This window comes from Ampullimonas aquatilis (genome assembly GCF_049675895.1).
Lineage (GTDB): Bacteria > Pseudomonadota > Gammaproteobacteria > Burkholderiales > Burkholderiaceae_D > Ampullimonas > Ampullimonas aquatilis.
The window spans coordinates 801284-818693 of sequence record NZ_CP183834.1; the positions used below are offsets into that span (position 1 = coordinate 801284).

At 46.0% G+C, this 17410-nt stretch carries 15 protein-coding genes; 14 read left to right on the forward strand and 1 reads right to left on the reverse strand.

Going from position 1 to position 17410, the window contains the following annotated elements:
• The first annotated feature begins 5 nt into the window (after nt 1-5).
• The 8 genes from ACMYR3_RS03700 to ACMYR3_RS03735 all read left to right on the forward strand — a co-directional run bounded on the left by ACMYR3_RS03700 (nt 6) and on the right by ACMYR3_RS03735 (nt 6085).
• Nucleotides 6-587, forward strand: coding sequence for a hypothetical protein (locus ACMYR3_RS03700; protein WP_424194630.1), 582 nt, complete (start codon nt 6-8; stop codon nt 585-587).
• 1 nt (nt 588) lies between these two features.
• Nucleotides 589-1104 (forward strand): hypothetical protein, encoded by a 516-nt coding sequence (locus ACMYR3_RS03705; protein ID WP_424194632.1) that lies wholly within the window; start codon nt 589-591, stop codon nt 1102-1104.
• A 3-nt stretch (nt 1105-1107) separates the two neighbouring features.
• Nucleotides 1108-3129, forward strand: a complete 2022-nt coding sequence (locus ACMYR3_RS03710) for a secretin N-terminal domain-containing protein (protein WP_424194634.1) — start codon at nt 1108-1110, stop codon at nt 3127-3129.
• A 2-nt stretch (nt 3130-3131) separates the two neighbouring features.
• The gene (locus ACMYR3_RS03715; protein ID WP_424194635.1) at nt 3132-3611 is read left to right on the forward strand and encodes a type II secretion system protein; all 480 of its coding nucleotides are present in this window, start codon (nt 3132-3134) and stop codon (nt 3609-3611) included.
• Nucleotides 3586-4008 carry a type II secretion system protein gene (locus ACMYR3_RS03720; RefSeq protein WP_424194637.1) on the forward strand — a complete coding sequence of 141 codons (423 nt, stop codon included), beginning with the start codon at nt 3586-3588 and terminating at the stop codon, nt 4006-4008. Before ACMYR3_RS03715 ends, ACMYR3_RS03720 begins: the two co-directional genes overlap by 26 nt.
• A gap of 177 nt (nt 4009-4185) precedes the next feature.
• Complete coding sequence (gene epsA, locus ACMYR3_RS03725) at nt 4186-4923, forward strand: XrtB/PEP-CTERM-associated transcriptional regulator EpsA (RefSeq protein WP_424194639.1); 738 nt, start codon at nt 4186-4188, stop codon at nt 4921-4923.
• Nucleotides 4924-4940: 17 nt separating this feature from the next.
• Entirely contained in the window at nt 4941-5453 is a 513-nt protein-coding gene (locus tag ACMYR3_RS03730) for an archaeosortase/exosortase family protein (RefSeq protein WP_424194641.1), read from the forward strand.
• Between the two features lie 17 nt (nt 5454-5470).
• A complete protein-coding gene (locus tag ACMYR3_RS03735) occupies nt 5471-6085 on the forward strand; it encodes a hypothetical protein (RefSeq protein WP_424194643.1) in 615 nt (204 codons plus the stop codon).
• On the opposite strand, the gene ACMYR3_RS03740 is transcribed toward ACMYR3_RS03735, so the two are convergent.
• On the reverse strand, nt 6047-8134 hold the full coding sequence (locus ACMYR3_RS03740; RefSeq protein ID WP_424194645.1) for a S8 family serine peptidase: 2088 nt from the start codon (nt 8132-8134) through the stop codon (nt 6047-6049). The genes ACMYR3_RS03735 and ACMYR3_RS03740 overlap by 39 nt on opposite strands.
• Nucleotides 8135-8649: 515 nt before the next feature.
• Between ACMYR3_RS03740 and ACMYR3_RS03745 the strand changes: the two genes are divergently transcribed.
• The 6 genes from ACMYR3_RS03745 (at nt 8650) to ACMYR3_RS03770 (ending at nt 17408) form a co-directional block, all read left to right on the forward strand.
• Nucleotides 8650-9237, forward strand: a complete 588-nt coding sequence (locus ACMYR3_RS03745) for a hypothetical protein (protein ID WP_424194647.1) — start codon at nt 8650-8652, stop codon at nt 9235-9237.
• Between the two features lie 97 nt (nt 9238-9334).
• Nucleotides 9335-11632 carry a tetratricopeptide repeat protein gene (locus ACMYR3_RS03750; RefSeq protein WP_424194649.1) on the forward strand — a complete coding sequence of 766 codons (2298 nt, stop codon included), beginning with the start codon at nt 9335-9337 and terminating at the stop codon, nt 11630-11632.
• Nucleotides 11632-12432, forward strand: coding sequence for a hypothetical protein (locus ACMYR3_RS03755; RefSeq protein WP_424194651.1), 801 nt, complete (start codon nt 11632-11634; stop codon nt 12430-12432). Before ACMYR3_RS03750 ends, ACMYR3_RS03755 begins: the two co-directional genes overlap by 1 nt.
• 483 nt (nt 12433-12915) lie before the next feature.
• A complete protein-coding gene (locus ACMYR3_RS03760; RefSeq protein WP_424194652.1) occupies nt 12916-13764 on the forward strand; it encodes a hypothetical protein in 849 nt (282 codons plus the stop codon).
• 155 nt (nt 13765-13919) lie between these two features.
• The gene (locus tag ACMYR3_RS03765) at nt 13920-15335 is read left to right on the forward strand and encodes a substrate-binding domain-containing protein (protein WP_424194654.1); all 1416 of its coding nucleotides are present in this window, start codon (nt 13920-13922) and stop codon (nt 15333-15335) included.
• A 435-nt stretch (nt 15336-15770) separates the two neighbouring features.
• Nucleotides 15771-17408, forward strand: a complete 1638-nt coding sequence (locus ACMYR3_RS03770) for a ShlB/FhaC/HecB family hemolysin secretion/activation protein (RefSeq protein WP_424194656.1) — start codon at nt 15771-15773, stop codon at nt 17406-17408.
• Nucleotides 17409-17410 lie beyond the last annotated feature (2 nt).

Genomic DNA, 17410 nt, shown 5'->3' on the forward strand with positions numbered 1-17410 from the left:
ATCCTATGACAGCCTTGTCTCAACCATCAAACTCCTTCATGGGACGCATGAACTATGCAGTGCGGTGTGCTTGTGAATATAGTGGTTTGGTCGGCTTGACTCTATTGGTTTTTCTTTTAATTGGTTTGGCCATGCTCACATGGCTTCCATTAGAAACCGAAAAAAACACTCATCAACTGCGGGGGAAAATTGAGCATCTCAGTGAACAACTTTTAAAGGAAAAATCGGCCAGTCAAGAAGTTGGTCAGCCAGTGTTAACACCCATGGAAAGTTTTTACTCAGGATTCAGGTATACCCATGATGTGCCCGAAGTAATGAAGCAGATGCTTGAGTTATCAAAAAAAAATAATGTTCAGATCGAATCCGCCGATTTTAAAGTTGTCAAGGATGTCGATAGTCGTTTGTTGCGATACCAGATGCAAATCCCGGTGAAATCAAATTATCAGAATTTCAGAGTATTCCTAAATCAATTAATGAAAGACGTACCTTATTTGGCGTTGAATGAAACCAGCTTTAAACGTGACACAAGCAAAGATGACCAACTCGAAATCCGCCTGATTGTCGATCTTTATTTCTTGGCAGATTGATATGCTCGTTCCTGCAGAAATTAAAAATAAATTACCTTGGTTATTCCTGGTAATCGTTCTGATTGCGGGAAATGAAATATACGGCCGTTTTTTTGTTCAGGAAGATCAGGATGAAGCATTGATCATTAAGCCATCGATGAAAAAAAATGGTCAGTCACGTTCAATCCAGGATGTACTTGATCTTGATTGGTTATCAAAACGGCAAGCGATTGCTACCCCTAAAGTGGTTAATATTTTTCCTGGAAAGAACTGGAACCCTCCGCCACCACCGCCTCCCAAGGCGACCAAGATGGTGGCAGAAAAGCCGGTTGCCCCCAATCTGCCTTTTACTTTCGTTGGCAGTCTGAAAGAGGAGGGTAAGTCCACTGTATTTTTAAGTGATGGCATGAAAGTCATTGTTGCCAGACAGAATGATGTTTTATTGAGTAGTTATCAAGTGATGGATATCCAGTCAGGACAGATCATTTTTAATTATTTGCCTTTGAACCAACAACAATCCCTCTCGACCGGGAAATAAACGATGCTCAAGGATAAGTTCCTCACGCCGCTGTTTTGTACTTTTGCTTTTTTGATTTTGGCAGGTTGTGCTGCGGGTCAGAAAAATATTGATAATGGTAAAGCGCTGTTATCGAAGGGAAAAATCGAAGATGGTATCAGTGAGTTGCAAAAAGCCGTTGATCTTGAACCAAATAATAAAGACTATCGATTACTGCTTCTACATCAAAAAGAGTTGCAGGTTAATGGCATGCTGGTCAAGGCCGATGAGGCACGCATGGCAGAAGATTATATCGAAGCAAAGTCGGTATATGAACGAGTGCTCAGTATTGATAAAGGCAATATGCGTGCTAGGCTGGGTCTTGATGCAATCGAAACTGGTAAGAAGCAGCGGGCTTTGATTGATGAGGCAGATAGCCTGATTGCGGCAGGTAAAAATGAAGAAGCTCTGGCAAGAGTGCGTGCCGTGTTAGCAGAAAATCCTAATCATCGGGACGCTCGGGCTTTGAAGCGACAGCTTGATGAAAATCTATCTCGTGCAGCACAAGTACCGGGATTAAAAGCAGCCTTGAAAAAGCTCGTCAATCTGGAGTTTCGAGATGCCAATATCAAAGCGGTGTTTGAAGCCTTGTCACGTAGTACGGGGGTTAACTTTGTTTTTGATAAAGATGTGAAATCTGATTTAAAGGTCACACTTTTTGTTAATTCCATATCAGTTGAAGAAGTGATTAGCGTGCTTACTGTCACTAATCAACTGGAAAAAAAATATTTGAATGACAACACCGTTCTGCTTTATCCCAACCTGCCAGCCAAGGTAAAGGATTATCAGGAACTGGTTATCAAGACATTCTATTTGTCGAATGCCGAGGCCAAGCAGATGATGAATATGCTCAAGGCGATTACCAAGACGCGCGATATTTTTATTGACGAAAAGCTCAATAGTGTCACGATCCGCGATACGCCAGATGCCATCAAGCTGGCTGAAAAGCTGATTGCTTCACAGGATTTTGCCGAACCTGAAGTGGTTCTGGAAGTGGAAATTCTTGAGGTAAAGCGTTCTCGCCTTACCGAAATTGGTGTGGCTCCTCCCACCCAGTTTACTTTGCTCAATATTGTTCAAAGTCCTACTACCACTGCTGTATCCGGGAGTGGGCTGATCACGCAAACCACTAATCCGGTGACGACAACCAGTCAGTTGACAGCGGACAAGTTGAAAGACCTGAACAGTAGTAAATTTGGTATCACTAATCCGGCTATTAACGTGAAATCGGAGTTGGGTGATACCAATCTACTGGCTAATCCAAGAATCAGGGTCAAAAATCGTGAAAAAGCCAAGATTTTGATTGGTGATAAAGTGCCTGTGATCACAACCACTTCTACTGCGAATGTGGGCGTGTCAGAGTCAGTGAATTATCTGGATGTGGGTTTAAAGCTGGATGTCGAACCGAATGTCTATCTGGATGATGAAGTTGGCATTAAAGTAGGTTTGGAAGTCAGTAACATCGTCAAGGAAGTCAAAAGTAATAGTGGCACCTTGACTTATCAGATCGGTACTCGTGCGGCCAATACGACTTTGCGATTACGTGACGGTGAAACGCAGGCACTGGCAGGTTTAATCAATGATGAAGATCGCAAAACGACAACAGGCTGGCCCGGATTTACGGATGTTCCAATTTTAGGCAGACTTTTTTCATCAGAGCGTTCTGATCGAAGCAAAACTGAGATCGTGCTGCTGATAACGCCCCATATTGTGCGCAATATCGTCAATAAGTTTGCTACCCCTCTTGAATACTCATCGGGCACAGAATCCAGTGTGGGTGCAATTCCTTTGAGTTTACGTACCAGTGGTCGTTTGACCAGTCCACCAGCAGGTCGAGGTGGTCAACAAGGCCAGACCCCGCAAAATGGTTCAGTCCCCGGTAATGGGCCGGCACAGGTGCAGGAAGTACCTGCGGTGGAGCCAGCAGCAGCGCCACCTGTGAATGCCAACCCGGGTGAGCCAGTGGTAGCACCAGCGGGTGCCAACCCAGATGAAATAAATAAATAGCAATGCCACGCTATAGCAAAAACCGGGGTTTTTCGCTGATCGAGTTATTGATTACGGTATTGATTATCGGGATTCTTGCTACAGGTGCGGCCAAACTGGTGATAGTTGATGTACAGCGAGAAAAAGAGCTGCAGCTTCGAATTGCTTTGCGACAAATTCGTACTGCTATTGATGATTATAAAAAGGCAGCAGAGGGAAAGCGTGTGGAGGTGAAATCTGATGAATCTGGCTACCCCAAAAAATTAAATGATCTTGCTGAAGGTGTGGTGGACATCAAGGATCCCAAAGGGAAAAAAATTTATTTTTTGCGAAGATTGCCAATTGATCCGATGGCACCATCGGGTATTTCAGCGGAGGCTTCCTGGGGGACTCGCAGTTCCGAAAGTGGGCCAGAAAATCCACAGGATGGGAAAGATGTGTTCGATGTGTATTCGAAATCGGATCGAGTTGGATTAAATGGAATGCCATATCGTGACTGGTAAGGTGTGGATTGGCCCAATAAGGCGCTCTCTCAGACAAGGTTTTACCTTGATCGAGTTGCTAGTGGTGATGGCCATCATTGCCACCTTGCTGACGATAGCCTTGCCTAAATATTTTCATAGTGTGGAACGCAGTAAAGAAAATGTATTGAAAAGTGATTTGAGTATTATGCGTGAAGCGATTGATAAGTTTTATGGGGACCGTGGACGATATCCGGAAACCTTGGATGAACTAGTTGAGCGCCGTTATTTGAAAGCAGTGCCGATTGATCCGATTACGGAAAAAGAGGATACCTGGATTTTGCAGTTACCAGAGCCGGGTAATCCCAACTCCATACTGGATGTGCATAGTGGCTCGGATAAACAGGCAATTGATGGCAGTAATTTTTCGAGCTGGTGATTAATTTGTAAATATTAAAAAAACTGTCAACTTTCATTGTTATGTTACGGGGTTGCAGTAAATTATTTTTCCTTTCAAGATCCTGCTTTTTAAAGGTAGGCCGAAATTTATTTGTATTGGTAAGACAATCGAAAATAATATATGGCAGCTCCGCAAAATATGAATGACTCAGCCAGGATGTATCTGGCCGATGCGGTTGATTCTTCATTTCGTGTGGTCAATCGACATCAGCTGTTTGTCTGGACTCAGGGAACATTCCAAGGAATCATTCCTCATGAGATTCTGATCTGCGGAATTGATGATGGTTCCCGCCATGGAACGGCATTGTATAAATTCGCTTCAACAAATGAATTTAATGATGCGCATTTTCGGACTCTCTGTGACTCAAAAGAAGGATTATCCAGTAAATTAAATGCTGAATATGAGCGATCCAGAAAAAGCATTATCCTGTGTGATGTAGACCAAAGTAACGGTTGCGGACCAGAGCTGACTGCCTTGTTGGGAGAAAGTCCACTTAAAAATATAGCGGCTTATCTGGTATTGGATTCACGACAAAAAATTCAGGCGTTTTATGCCTTTTCACGTGTTGCTTCCGAAATGGATAGCACACTTAAATATGGTATGGAGCTATTAGTCCCGCATCTGCATACTACCTTTATGCGGGTGCTGGCAACCGAGCGAGATCAGACCAATTACACCCCCAGCAGAACAGGACGGATCGTGACCAAACGGGAGGAGCAAATTTTATATTTGCTCAAAGAAGGCAAGACCAATATCGAGATTGCTGAACAACTTGATGTCAGCCAGTGGACCATCAAAAATCATTTGCAGATGATCTTTCGAAAGCTCAATGCCAACACCCGCACCCATGCCATTGCCAAGGCAATCAGCCTTGGTTTGCTCAAGGCCGACTAGTGATTTGATGCGACGTTGTGATTGCCGATTCATATCAGGTTAAACGTGTTGCAATTTTTCTTGTGATTTTCTTGGTACTGGAATTGATCTGGATTGCTGCTCGTGGCAGCTGGGTATATCGACTGATTATTGATAAATTGACGGTGACCTCGGCTGTTTTCTTTATCAATATCATTGATTCCAACGCCTTGGCACACGCGCTGGATGCTTCGATTCTTACCGGTGGTCTAGCCATCAATATTCTGAATGGCTGCGAGGGGATTGACATCCTATTCTTGCTATTGGCCGTTATGCTGGCCCTGCCAGGTAGTTGGCTGGGTAAGCTGCAACGGATTTTAGCAATGAGTATTTTGGTGCTGACTCTCAATATTGTCAGAATCGTTTTGCTGGTAATGATTGCGCGCTATCACCGTCAATACTTTGATCTGGTACATGGTTTTATTGCACCGCTGATCATGATTGCAGTGTCGATGTTGATCTTGTTAGTGACGCCGTCAAAGATAAAAACTGCCATGCCCGCAACGTTATGACGGTTCCTTGCCCTGAAATGAAGCATTGGATTGTCAGAGGGATTGCTGCCATTTGCTTTTCATCCATCATAGCACTGATGATTGGTCCGAACTTATTGGCGCTGGCCATCCCAATCTTTCGGTGGGAGCTACAGCAGCTTGATGACAGTTATCGTCTTGACAGTCTCACCCTCACCAAGCATGATATTGGCGCAAGGTTGATCTTGAATGTGGGTCTGGTGCGATCAAAACTGGTTGGTAAGCAGGTGATTGTTCCTGACCGTTTGGGTCGTGGTACGGCTAAAGTCAGTATTCTTTGTGGACCACTGTTGTTCCCCTGGCTTTTTGCCTGGAGTTTTATACTGAGTGTGCCAGCGCTATCCTTGTCAAAAAGACTGACGGCAATTGGCATGGCGACGCTACTGATTGTTTTTAATAGCCTGATGGACGCGCCTTTGATTTTTTTGGCAGAGCTGGAGGACATGCTCTGGAGCGTCCATCATGTTGAAGAAAATAGTCTCCTGATTATCTACAGAGAATTTTTGGATGGTGGCGGTCGTATTGCCATTGGCTTATGGATTGGCTGGTTGGGATTGACGATGGTGACTGGCTATTCAAACTTTGCGCTTCGCCACAAAACTGATACACAATGAGGTCATCAAAAGCAAAGCCCATTGCGGCAGGGTAGGCACATCCACATTGCCAGCCGAAACGGCAACGAGCAGATTATTGCTGTTGTTGGCTGTATTCGAATCTGGTACATCTGAATTTATACTGGCTGACAATGGTTGATTACCTGTTGCCGTATTCCATGTGATCGGGATGACATAGATTGCGCTTGCACCTGCTGCAATACTGGCTTGCGAACAAGTGATGGTATTGGCCGCAATATTGCATCCATTTGGTAAGGCCCCAGCTATTGCGCCGTTTGGCAGCGCCAGGGTCACTATCACATTGGTGGCGACATTGGGGCCTGAGTTGCTGGCAACCAGCGTATAAGTACTCGTGTCACCAAAGAATTCATTATTCTGACCAGTCACACTAACACCTAAATTGGCCTGGGCGCTGGTATTGATTGACCAGTTAAGATGAATAGTGCCACTGGCAGCATTTTTTCCATCCACAACAAAAGAGTACTGTTGTCCGGTAACTGCTTGAAAGACTGCGGTACTCACGCCGCCTGCTGTGCCATCGTCATCATTTGAGGCTGCTGTCGATAAGTTGACAATATTGCCACCGGTATAAACTGCCAGTAAGGTATCAAATGTACTGCTATGGGTGGTGACAGTGACCTGGCCATTACCTGTGCCCATCCAGCGCCACCATACGGATTTTCCGCCAGAGTTACCTGCATGGTTATATTCGCCGGACTCTTTGGAGCCCAATAAATTGGTGGCTGCAATGGATCCCGTTGCGCCACTTACTACCGTCTTGCTGGAAAAATCATCATTAATGGGGCGTGCGGATTCCAGTAAGTTGATTCTGGGCTTGGTAATGTTGTTGCGGGTATCGAGAATATTATTGCCATTATTAATCAGACGATTTTGCAACTGACTGAGGCTTTCAGTGGGGAAAGCGGCTCTTAATACGGCGAGTGATCCAGCCACATGGGGTGAAGCCTGCGACGTACCACCGATCGTAATACCTGCTGCGGTGATCATGGCTCCTGGCGCGAGCAGGCTCAAATAACTGGCACTATTGGAAAAGCAGGTGATCTTGTCAGCTTGAGTTGTGGCATCAGTGCATAAGCCGTTGCCCCAGCTCAGTCCGCCATTATTGCCATCGTAAACAGCGCCGACAGAAATGACGCCAGGTACACAGGCGGGACTGGACAAACCATTGGTAAAGGCGTCGTTACCAGCTGCTGCCACCACACTGATGCCCGCATTGATGGCATTGGTGATGGGGGTCGTCATGGCACTGCTGGCGCAGGTGGTAGTGTTGACAACGCCATCACCCAGACTCATATTCAATGAAGCAATATTGTAGGTACTCTTATTGGCAATTGCCCAGTTAATCGCATCAATCAGGTCAGAGAAAAAGGCGCCATTGCCTGAAAAGACATTGAGCATCAGAATCTTGGTATTGGGTGCAACCCCAGTCACAATTGCCGAGACATTGGTGCCATGATCATTATTGCTACTGCCCGTACCAAAATCCATTGAAACAGCCACTTTGCAAGAAGCAGGTACACCGGGTGCGGTACATGAGCCAAATGCAGCATTGCCATAATTGATACCGTCATCCAAAACGGCCACAGCGGTGCCATCTCCTTTATAGAGGGCATTGGAAACTGCGGGTTGGTTAATCAGTGGCAGGCTCTGTGCGAGTACCCGATGTACTTGACGGTTTTCATACACTGCTTTGATATCTGGGCTCACCAATAATTGTTCAAAGGCTTTGCTGGAATGTACGCGTTTAAACGAGAGTGGAAGATGGCTGTAATCACGTAGCTCTTCCACTTCATTATTGAAGTGCTGCTGGTTGGCGCGTTCTTTGATCTTTTGGAATGCCTTGTGGCGTGCTTCCAGGGTGGTTTCGTTATCAATATTATTGACAGCGCTATTTTGATTATTTTTGGATTGCGTTTCAACAGAACCGGATTGATACTCGACAATAATGTCAGCTGTTTGTCCCAGTTTCAATTTTTTTCGTAAAGCCTCCACATCCGAGTCGGCATGACTCAGTGTTGCCTGACTCATCAAGACTAAAAACTGAAAAAATATTATAAGGGCACGTTGTGTCATCAAATTCACCATTCTGGGAGTCTGAATTATGCGTAATTGAAATGTCAGTGTATTGACATTAAGTCACTTTTTTATAGTACGAATGAGCCATGCCATTAGGTATTTCAACAAACCGGTTCCTAATTCACGCATTGGCAGTAAGGATTCTTGTCAGTCAATAAAGTGACTGTCATATATTTTTCATAAATCTGGATTAATTTGGATGCTGTTACAAATTACTAAGTAGATCATTAATCAAAAATTAAATTATTTTAGTTTCCCTTCCAACTGATATTTCCCCGATTTCCAACGGACTAGTCCGTTTTGGTCATAGAGATTTCATTATCTGCAGTGGATAATGCGATGAGGACATGTATTCCATCATCAAATCCTAGGCGATTGTTCATTGCGGTATGTTGCATGATTGTTGCTTTTGTCGAGTGGCATCACATGATCTTTCGCACACACTCTTTATGCCTTTGGGGAACACCATGATTAAAAAACTGATATGTGGATTAGCCTGTGCCGGATTGTTCGGTCACACTATCCAAGCCAATGCCTGTATGATTGGCGAAGAAAAAAATGCCAGTACGACGCCAGTAGTCAAGCCACAATCGACTAATTCCGGTTATACGTCGGTCAGCTTTACAACCTCGTTCATCACGAATTCATCCTCAATTTCTTTGAATGACAGCGCACTGAAGTCATTTGAAACCAGTTTGAATACGTTTGTTGCCGATTTCTTTAAAAAATCTTTTGTGCCCACCGGATTTTTCCAGGGCAGTAATATCAGTGACACAATCGCCAAGGTTGATTTGAGCAAGCTGTTTCCAAACCCTGCCGGAATTTTTGGCAGCAGCAGTTTATCTAATAGTGGCAGTGTTTGGCTGGGCTATTCAGCTGCAGCGCAGTCATCCAATGGCTCAACATTCTTTGCCAGCCAAACCACCACAGTGGTTAAATTTAACAGTAGTGATGTTCCTGCCAGTCCGGTACCTGTTCCTGGTGGTGCATTATTGCTGGGTAGTGGCCTGATTGGTCTGGTTGGTGTGAGCCGCCGCAAGCTGAAAGCAGCTTGAATTAAGCTGTAATGCAATTGTCATAAGTCTGTCATGGGTGATGGGGCAGAATTCAGGGTCGTCTACCAGTCTGAATTCATACACGGCTCCATCACTTATGTCCAAGTCAAAAAAGGGCACTCCCCAACGACTTACTACTCGTCGTCAAGCTTTGCAATCTACCCAGTCTCAAATTCAAGTCGATGACTTGGCTTTGGCTTATAGTGCTTACAGCGGTCAGCATTTGGCGCAAGCCTATGAATTTGCCTTGGTGGCTAATCAAGCCAATGAGCGACGGGTCGAAGTTAAGCAGCTACTTGCCATCATTACGCTTCAGCAGAACAATCTCTTGCTGTCGGAGGATTGGATCAATCAGGCAATTCAGCTCAGTCCAACTGCGGTAAACAATTTTCAAATTCTTGGTCGAATTCATAAAGCGCAGGGACAGCTTGAAAAAGCCATTGCTGCCTATCAACAGGCAATTCAACTCAATCCACGTTTTGCTGATGGCCACGTCAGCATTGGTATTGCCTACAAATTGATGGGTGATTTTGTTTCCGCTGAAAATCACTATTTGATGGCTCTAAAAATCAATCCTGCTATGGCAACGGCACGTACTAATCTGGCAAACTTGCAGATCGAGATGAGTCAACAGCTGGGTCGCTCAGAGGGCGAAGGTGATTGGGTTAAAAAAAATGAGCTGTTGCAGCGCCAGGCCTTACTGGCCGATCCTGACAATCCTTTGATATTGCGAAATCTGGCTAGCTGTTTATTGCTATCCGGGCAAAATGAAGAGGCGCTCGAATTACTCAACAAAGCCTTGGCACTGGACAACACCAGTGAGATTATCTGTCTGGATCTGGGTACTTTGCTTCAAAGAATGAAGCGCTATGAGTCAGCGGCGATGGTCTACGAGCGATGGTTGTCACTCAATAGACCAGCTACCATGATACAGATCAATCTATCTTCCTGCTATCACGAGCTGGGTAGGGTAGAAGATTCCATCGTGCTGATTGATGAAGTATTGGCGCGAGAGCCCAATATGCCGCACGCAATATGTAATCTGGCGCATTCATTGTCGCAAAGTCTGGAGATTCCCAAATCCTTGGCGTTGTTCAAGCAAGCGATTGAGATAGAGCCCAATATTGTCGAATGGCATTCCTGTTATTTGATGACGCTTAATTATTTCAAGGAAGACGCAGCGCATATTGCCAAAGAGCATGCAACAATTAACCAGTTGTATGACAAGCGCAATTTATCTCCCACGGACTTTAGTGTCATCCCCAATAAGCCCACTGGCAGAAGGTTGCGGATTGCCTATATTTCAGCCGATCTGCGGCGGCATTCTGTCGGATATTTTTGTGAACCCTTATTCAAGCATCACAATCACGAGCAATTTGAGGTTTATGGCTACTTCAATCTGGCCTATGAAGATGAGGTTACATTGCGCCTTAAGCAGCATGCCAATCATTGGCGCGCCTGCGCTTATTGGTCTGACGAAGAGCTCTATCAAAAAATTCGCGCTGATGAAATTGATATTCTGATTGATCTGGCAGTGCACACGTCAGGTAACCGCATGAATGTGATCGCCCGAAAACCTGCGCCCATCATTATCAATTATCTTGGCTATCCCGAAACCAGTGGATTGAGGGCTTACGACTTCCGCATCAGTGACCATCAGATTGATCCACCGCAGCTCATACCATTTAATAGTGAAGCCGTCCTCAATATGCCGCACAGCATGTTTTGTTATGGCACCGATTCTGACTCACAAGTTCAATCATTGCCTGCATTACAGCGTGGTGCAATCACATTTGGCTCTTTTAATAATCTGGCCAAACTGAGTCATGCCACACTCAGCTTATGGGCCAGTGTGTTGCATGCTGTGCCCAATAGTCGTTTGTTTTTAAAAGCACGTTCGCTATCTTCATCAAAGAATCAACAAGAGCTGATTGCACGGTTTGCCGCGCTGGGTATCGCATTTGACAGACTTATTCTGAATCCTTGGCAGCCCGATCTGAAAAGCCATCTCGACGTTTACAGCCAGGTTGACATTGGCCTGGATAGTTACCCCTTCAATGGTGCGACCACTACCTGCGAGGCCTTATGGATGGGCGTGCCAGTATTGTCGCTTTGTGGTCAGACCCATACGTCGCGCATGGGCGCATCAATTCTTACCGCTGCCGGATTGTCTGATTGGATCTGTGCCAGTGGTGAAGAGCTGGTGCAGAAAGCCATTGCCTATTCGGCGGATTTACCAGCTTTAAATGCCATTCGTCAGCAGTGTCGGCCCAATATGCAGAATGGGCCATTGATGTCGGCGGCCCAGTTTACGCAGGATTTTGAGCAACTCTTGCGGCATGCCTGGCAAATCAAGCTGGCCACATCATTGTCAAATTCTGTTCAGGTAGTCTGATGTCAATCCACTCCCCTAGACGGGTGCCAGCATGCGGCTTTACCTACCTGGGTGTGATCTTTCTGGTCTTTATATTGTCCATCGCCAGTCTTGCAGCAACTTTGGTCTGGTCGATTGAAATACGACGTGCCAATGAAGAAGAATTACTTTTCATCGGCAATCAGTTTCGTGAAGCCATTGAGCAATATCGCAAACAAAGTGGCACCATCCCTCAGCCCTATCCGACATCCCTGGAACAATTGGTATTAGATAAACGTTTTCCCAAACCAAAGCGTTATTTAAGAAAGATTTACATTGACCCACTCACCGGTAAATCGCAGTGGGGACTAGTCCGCACCAAGGGGCAGGGCATCGTCGGTATTTATAGCTTATCTCTGCATCGGCCGATTCGTATCGCCAATTTTCTTTATGGTGCCGTGCTCGACAAGGATGCTAAAACCTATCGCAACTGGCGCTTTTTGGTCGCCGATATTGGTACTGGTATTGAGGCTGAAAAGACCACGGAAAATAGCCCAATCAACAGCGCGCCACCACCTGCCGAAGTGCCAGTCGTGCCAGCGCCAACAGCACAAACCGCAGCTTTACCCAATGCCAGAAAACTGTTTGATGGTTTAAAAAATAAAAACCCGGAAACCTGTGAGCGCATTCGCCAGAGCGACCTTGGCATCTGTGCTGACCAGGAAGTCAAGTTTGGGCGTGAAGCCGCGGGTGATTGTTTAGGCTCGGCTTCGGTACGTTATACGCAATGTTTAACGGGCGAGGGTGGTGCTTTGCCGAGTTTGTACTTCCGTCGCAATTAGATTTTAAAAAATCATTCAAAAATTCAATAAAACATTCCCCAATGTGATGCACCTTTTGCAAAGAACTAGTCCGAACGGACTAGATAGTTACGACTATTTTTATCTTGCAAACTGCCATATCTGTGTCGTATTACACGTTTATAGTGCGAGTAGGAGTTGGGTGATGAACCACGAACAACAAGCCGTAAAGGCCTGCTCCAAGAAAGTGCCTGGTACTAGTCCATAGGGGTTATTTTCTGAATAAAAAGGGTCGTCAAGCTGTCACATGAGTTGCTTATAGTTCGGGTGCGTTGGGGGTTGTAGCAAACAATACAAGCTTTAACTACTTTAGAAGCAATAAGCCGTGACAGGTGATGATTCTGAGGTTTGGGTAACCAATCCAGTTGCAAACTTGGATAAGGCAGTCAGAAAAAAAGTTCCGGCTTTTTTATTGAAGGCTCCAAATTGAGTAGTACTTTTTAAATCGTGATAACAGGAGAGTTTATGAACACGAAAATGAAATTGGCTGTTGCCGCTCTGGCGATGGTAGCTGCAGGTCAGGCATCTGCTGCATTGTTGGATGGTAATAATGCTGCCGGTGGTAGCCTGATTCTGAACGTTTGGGATGACGTGGCCAAAGTGTCTTACACCAAAGACCTCGGCTTCACACTGAACACATTCTTGCCAAGCAATGTAACGACTCTTGCTGCTGATGGTGGTGCTACTGGTAACAAAACACCAAGCACTGGTTTGACATCTGTTTTTGCTGGTGACAGCCTGTTTACTACAACGTTTGCTAGTTCTTCAGCGGCCAACCTCAAATGGAACGTGGTTGCCATGGACGGTGCAACTGGTGGTGTGGCTGGTGTTTCTCGCGTAGCTACCACAATCAATGGTGCAGCGCCAACGATGAACAACAATGGCACTTTTAATGCTGGCGCTGCTTATAACAGCATGATTACTCCATTGAATGCAAGCTGGGGTTGCGGTGCTGCGACTTCTTGTGCTGTTAATGACAGTACAGTTCTTGGTTATGCCAACAAAAACTTTGGCGATACATTGAATGGTACATTGACCGGTGGTGTTGGTTCATCAGGTAATGTTGGTGATTCATTGTCTTTCTGGTACATGACTCGTACAGTTGGTTCAGGCAGTGGCCTGACTGCTGCTAACAAAACCCAGTACAAAAATGCTGCTGGTAACGCAACATGGACATTGGCTGCTAACGGTACTTTGACTTATAGCCTGGCTGCTGAACCTGTTTCTAACGTACCTGTTCCTGGTGCGGCCCTGTTGCTCGGCTCAGGTCTGTTGGGTCTGGTTGGTGTAAGCCGTCGTAAAAACCGCGCTTAATACCATACTGCAGAGCGGGTTCTCCGCTCTGTTTTAGCGCTGCTACTGCAGATTTGCTGTTTTACCTTGGTAAGGGCTTTTAGCCCTTACCTGGGGCTCTGTTTGTCTGAATTTTGTTTGTTTACTACTCACTCACTACTGTTAAGGAGTTTCACATGAAACGCACAGCTCTCTCCGCCATGATTGGTTTGGCACTTGGTGTTACGGCTTCTTCCGCTTTTGCTTTGGCCCCTTCCGCATACAACAGCACAGCTGGTGACACACTCGACCTGTTCATCTCTGGTGCTTCAGCTCAAGATGCTGGCCTGATCAAAGCCTACGCAAAATCATTCTGTACAGCTGGTTCAATGGATGTATATACATTCACTAACCAATCAGTCACATTGTGCACATCCGCTGTTGCTTTGACTGGCGGCAAAACTAAATTGGCTATCTTCAAAACTTCTGTTGGTGGTTCAGGTAACGGTATCGGCCCAGTTGCAGACGGTACAGCTTTGACATTCATCAGCATGGCTGCTCTGAAAGCCAACCCAGCTCTGGTGACTTCTACAGCTACGGTTGCTTCTACCACTGGCCTGCCAGCTTACACAACCCACGCTGTTGCTACAACAGCTACACAAACTGCCGTGCCTAAAGCCGGTCTGTCAGATGTTGAGCCAGCATTGCTCGGCGGTACACCAGCGCAAGTCGCCAAGTTGACTGTTCAGTCACCCAACGCCTTGTTGATGGCGGTGCCAGTTACATTAAAAATCCGTAACGCCTTGCAAGCCAAAGAAGGCCTGACAGTGGGTTCAGAAACTGAAGCCAATATGCCTAACCTGACCAAAACCCAATTGTCCGGTATCTACACTGGCCAGATCACTAACTGGTCACAACTCGGTTTGACAGTGACTGATGACAATATCTATGTGGCTCGTCGTGTTGGCACATCCGGTACACAAAAAGCTTATGACATCTATTTTACTGGCGCTGCCTGTACTGGTGGTGTGGCCAGTTTTGTGGCCATTAACGATGGTGGCACATGTGGTGCTGGTACAGTGAACGAAGGTTCCGGTTCTGGTAACGTGACTGCTTGCCTGACAACACTCGATGGCGCCAGCAAAGGCGGCGTTGGTGTATTGTCTTCCGAGTTTGTTCCGGTTGATCCGGTTGCTGGTACCCAGGTTGCCGGTAACAATGCTTACCGTTTTGTCAAAATCAATGGTGCAGCACCTACTCTGTTGAACGCAGTTGAAGGTAAATACGACTTGTACGTTGAAACTTCATACCAGTTCCGTAGCAACATTACTGGTAATGATCTGACAATCCTGTCTGGCATTCCAGCCAAACTGGGTGACCCAACTGTGATCGATGACATCGACAACGGTCTGGTTCAGTTCTGGGGTCGTTCAGGTCTGTTGGCTCTGCCATCAAACGGCTATACACCAGTTGCTGCTTCTGGCGCCACTATCAGCTCTGCTGATATCACTGCCAATCCAGTGCATACACACACAAAATCACCAAACGGTTCGCCAAACAACTGCCAGGTTGCTTTGCCAATCGCCAACACTGACTTGTTCAAACAGCCTTAATGTTTGATGGTTGGATTTGATCGTTAGCGAGCGCAATGCTCGTCAACAAAAAAATCAGATCATGTGATGAAAGCCGAAACCTCAGGGTTTCGGCTTTTTTATACTGGGGTGATGTATTTTTAAAACCTATTTATTAACGCACTGTATGGATTAATTATTAGGCATACTCCTTTATCTATCCTATTTATGGCTGGTTTATTGGTAGGTTGCATTGATTCGGCGAATGAATCAAACCGCAGCATCCAGTGTTGTAAAAATTGAATACTTCAATATGACCATATGGCTAACTATATGATTGGTTGAATCAGCGAGTCAGCCAACTCGTTAAATCTTGTGGCATCGCCAACAAGTTGTGACTTTGACAAATGGGTGTCACAAATAATTTGCACAATTGCCAGTTCTCTTGAATAAGCCTGTCTGAACTGGATGAACTTCTTGACCACTTTACCTATATTCTTGATTCGCGCTCGCCACATTGTTTGTGTATTGATGATGTTGCAGGTGCTGCCTGTTTTGGCGCAATCTAATGCGGCACCAGCGGCTCCTCCCGCGGCTGCGCCTGAAACCAAAAAGGAAAACGTTCCGACCTTCAATTTGTTTGAATTTGAAATTGATGGCAACACTGTGCTTGACCCCAGCATCATCGAAAAGACGGTGGATCCTTTTTTGGGTGGCGGTAAAACTTTTGAGGATGTGGAAGCGGCACGCGTTGCACTGGAAAAAGCCTATCGGGATGCCGGGTTTGGCACGGTATTGGTCGATATTCCTCCACAAAAGGTCAAGGATGGTGTTGTCAGGTTGCAAGTCACCGAGGGGGGTGTTAGCAAGCTGTCGATATTGGGTGCCAAATATTATTCTCAGGAAAAAATTATTGAAAAGGTGCCGGGTCTGGCACCGGGCCAGGTGCCCAACTTTACCGAAGTACAAAAGCAATTAGGTACGGTGAATCGTTCGCAAGACCGGATTGTCACGCCCATCTTCAGGCCCGGTAAAAAAGAAGGCACCACCGAAGTGGACCTGGCGGTGCAAGACCAGTTGCCCGTTCATGGCAGCGTGGAATTGAATAACCGTTATACCGCGCATACAACTCATCCACGCTTGACCGGTTCTTTGCGGTACGACAATCTCTTTCAAAGAGAGCATAGTCTGTCTTTGACTTATCAGATGTCGCCCAATCGGCTGGATGATATGAAGGTATGGGTGGCTAGTTATGCCATCCCTATGGAAGATCAATATCTGGTGATGTCGGCCATCAAATCCAATAGCACTTCACCAACAGGTATTACAGGTTCCAATGTATTTGGTAAGGGTAATATTTTTAGTGTGCGCGATATCATTCAGATTGATCAGGATATTGATCTGAAGATGTCGCAGTCACTTACCCTTGGCGTCGACTATAAAGACCTGGATGAAGCCTTGTTCTTTGGTTCTACCGATCCGACATTGACACCGGTTCGATACTTGCCCATTACGCTGGATTATCAAGGTATTAAAGATGATGCCAATGGACGCTGGCAGTGGGGTGGTGGTTTTACCTCCGCGTTTGGCCGATTTTTTAGTGAAGATTCGCAGTTTGACGACAAACGATTCAAGGGACGCAGCAGCTTCTTTGCATTCAGATTTAATTTTTCACGCCTGGAAAAACTGTCCAAGGATTATGCCTTATTCGCCAAGGTGGATGGCCAGTTATCGGGGCAGCCTTTAATTGCCAGTGAACTGTTTATGGTGGGCGGTGCGGAGAGCGTACGAGGTTATCTGGAATCCAGTGCCGGGGGTGATTCAGGTGTACATGGCACCCTGGAACTACGCTCCCCCAATCTGCTGACGGGCAATCATCCCTGGCTGAAATCAGTGAGCTGGCAGGCATTTATTGATGCGGCGTCTGTCAAGATCAATGATCCACTGCCACAACAAAGCGGTAGCCATCAATTATGGAGCGCCGGTGTTGGCCTGCGCCTTAATGCCCAAAAGCAATTCAGTTTATCCCTCGATCTGGCGCGCCCCATGCGCGATACCGTCAATACCAAAGCTGGCGATGTATTCCTGCATGCCCGCGGTTTGTTTGAGTTTTAAGG

Excerpts from the sequence above, each read along its gene's own strand:
- ACMYR3_RS03700 (WP_424194630.1), top strand. The coding sequence starts at position 6 with ATGACAGCCTTGTCTCAACCATCAAACTCCTTCATGGGACGCATGAAC.
- ACMYR3_RS03715 (WP_424194635.1), top strand. The coding sequence starts at position 3,132 with ATGCCACGCTATAGCAAAAACCGGGGTTTTTCGCTGATCGAGTTATTG.
- ACMYR3_RS03710 (WP_424194634.1), top strand. The coding sequence starts at position 1,108 with ATGCTCAAGGATAAGTTCCTCACGCCGCTGTTTTGTACTTTTGCTTTT.
- ACMYR3_RS03735 (WP_424194643.1), top strand. The coding sequence starts at position 5,471 with ATGAAGCATTGGATTGTCAGAGGGATTGCTGCCATTTGCTTTTCATCC.
- ACMYR3_RS03720 (WP_424194637.1), top strand. The coding sequence starts at position 3,586 with ATGGAATGCCATATCGTGACTGGTAAGGTGTGGATTGGCCCAATAAGG.
- ACMYR3_RS03745 (WP_424194647.1), top strand. The coding sequence starts at position 8,650 with ATGATTAAAAAACTGATATGTGGATTAGCCTGTGCCGGATTGTTCGGT.
- ACMYR3_RS03760 (WP_424194652.1), top strand. The coding sequence starts at position 12,916 with ATGAACACGAAAATGAAATTGGCTGTTGCCGCTCTGGCGATGGTAGCT.
- epsA (WP_424194639.1), top strand. The coding sequence starts at position 4,186 with ATGTATCTGGCCGATGCGGTTGATTCTTCATTTCGTGTGGTCAATCGA.
- ACMYR3_RS03755 (WP_424194651.1), top strand. The coding sequence starts at position 11,632 with ATGTCAATCCACTCCCCTAGACGGGTGCCAGCATGCGGCTTTACCTAC.
- ACMYR3_RS03740 (WP_424194645.1), bottom strand. The coding sequence starts at position 8,134 with ATGAGTCAGGCAACACTGAGTCATGCCGACTCGGATGTGGAGGCTTTA.
- ACMYR3_RS03765 (WP_424194654.1), top strand. The coding sequence starts at position 13,920 with ATGAAACGCACAGCTCTCTCCGCCATGATTGGTTTGGCACTTGGTGTT.
- ACMYR3_RS03705 (WP_424194632.1), top strand. The coding sequence starts at position 589 with ATGCTCGTTCCTGCAGAAATTAAAAATAAATTACCTTGGTTATTCCTG.
- ACMYR3_RS03750 (WP_424194649.1), top strand. The coding sequence starts at position 9,335 with ATGTCCAAGTCAAAAAAGGGCACTCCCCAACGACTTACTACTCGTCGT.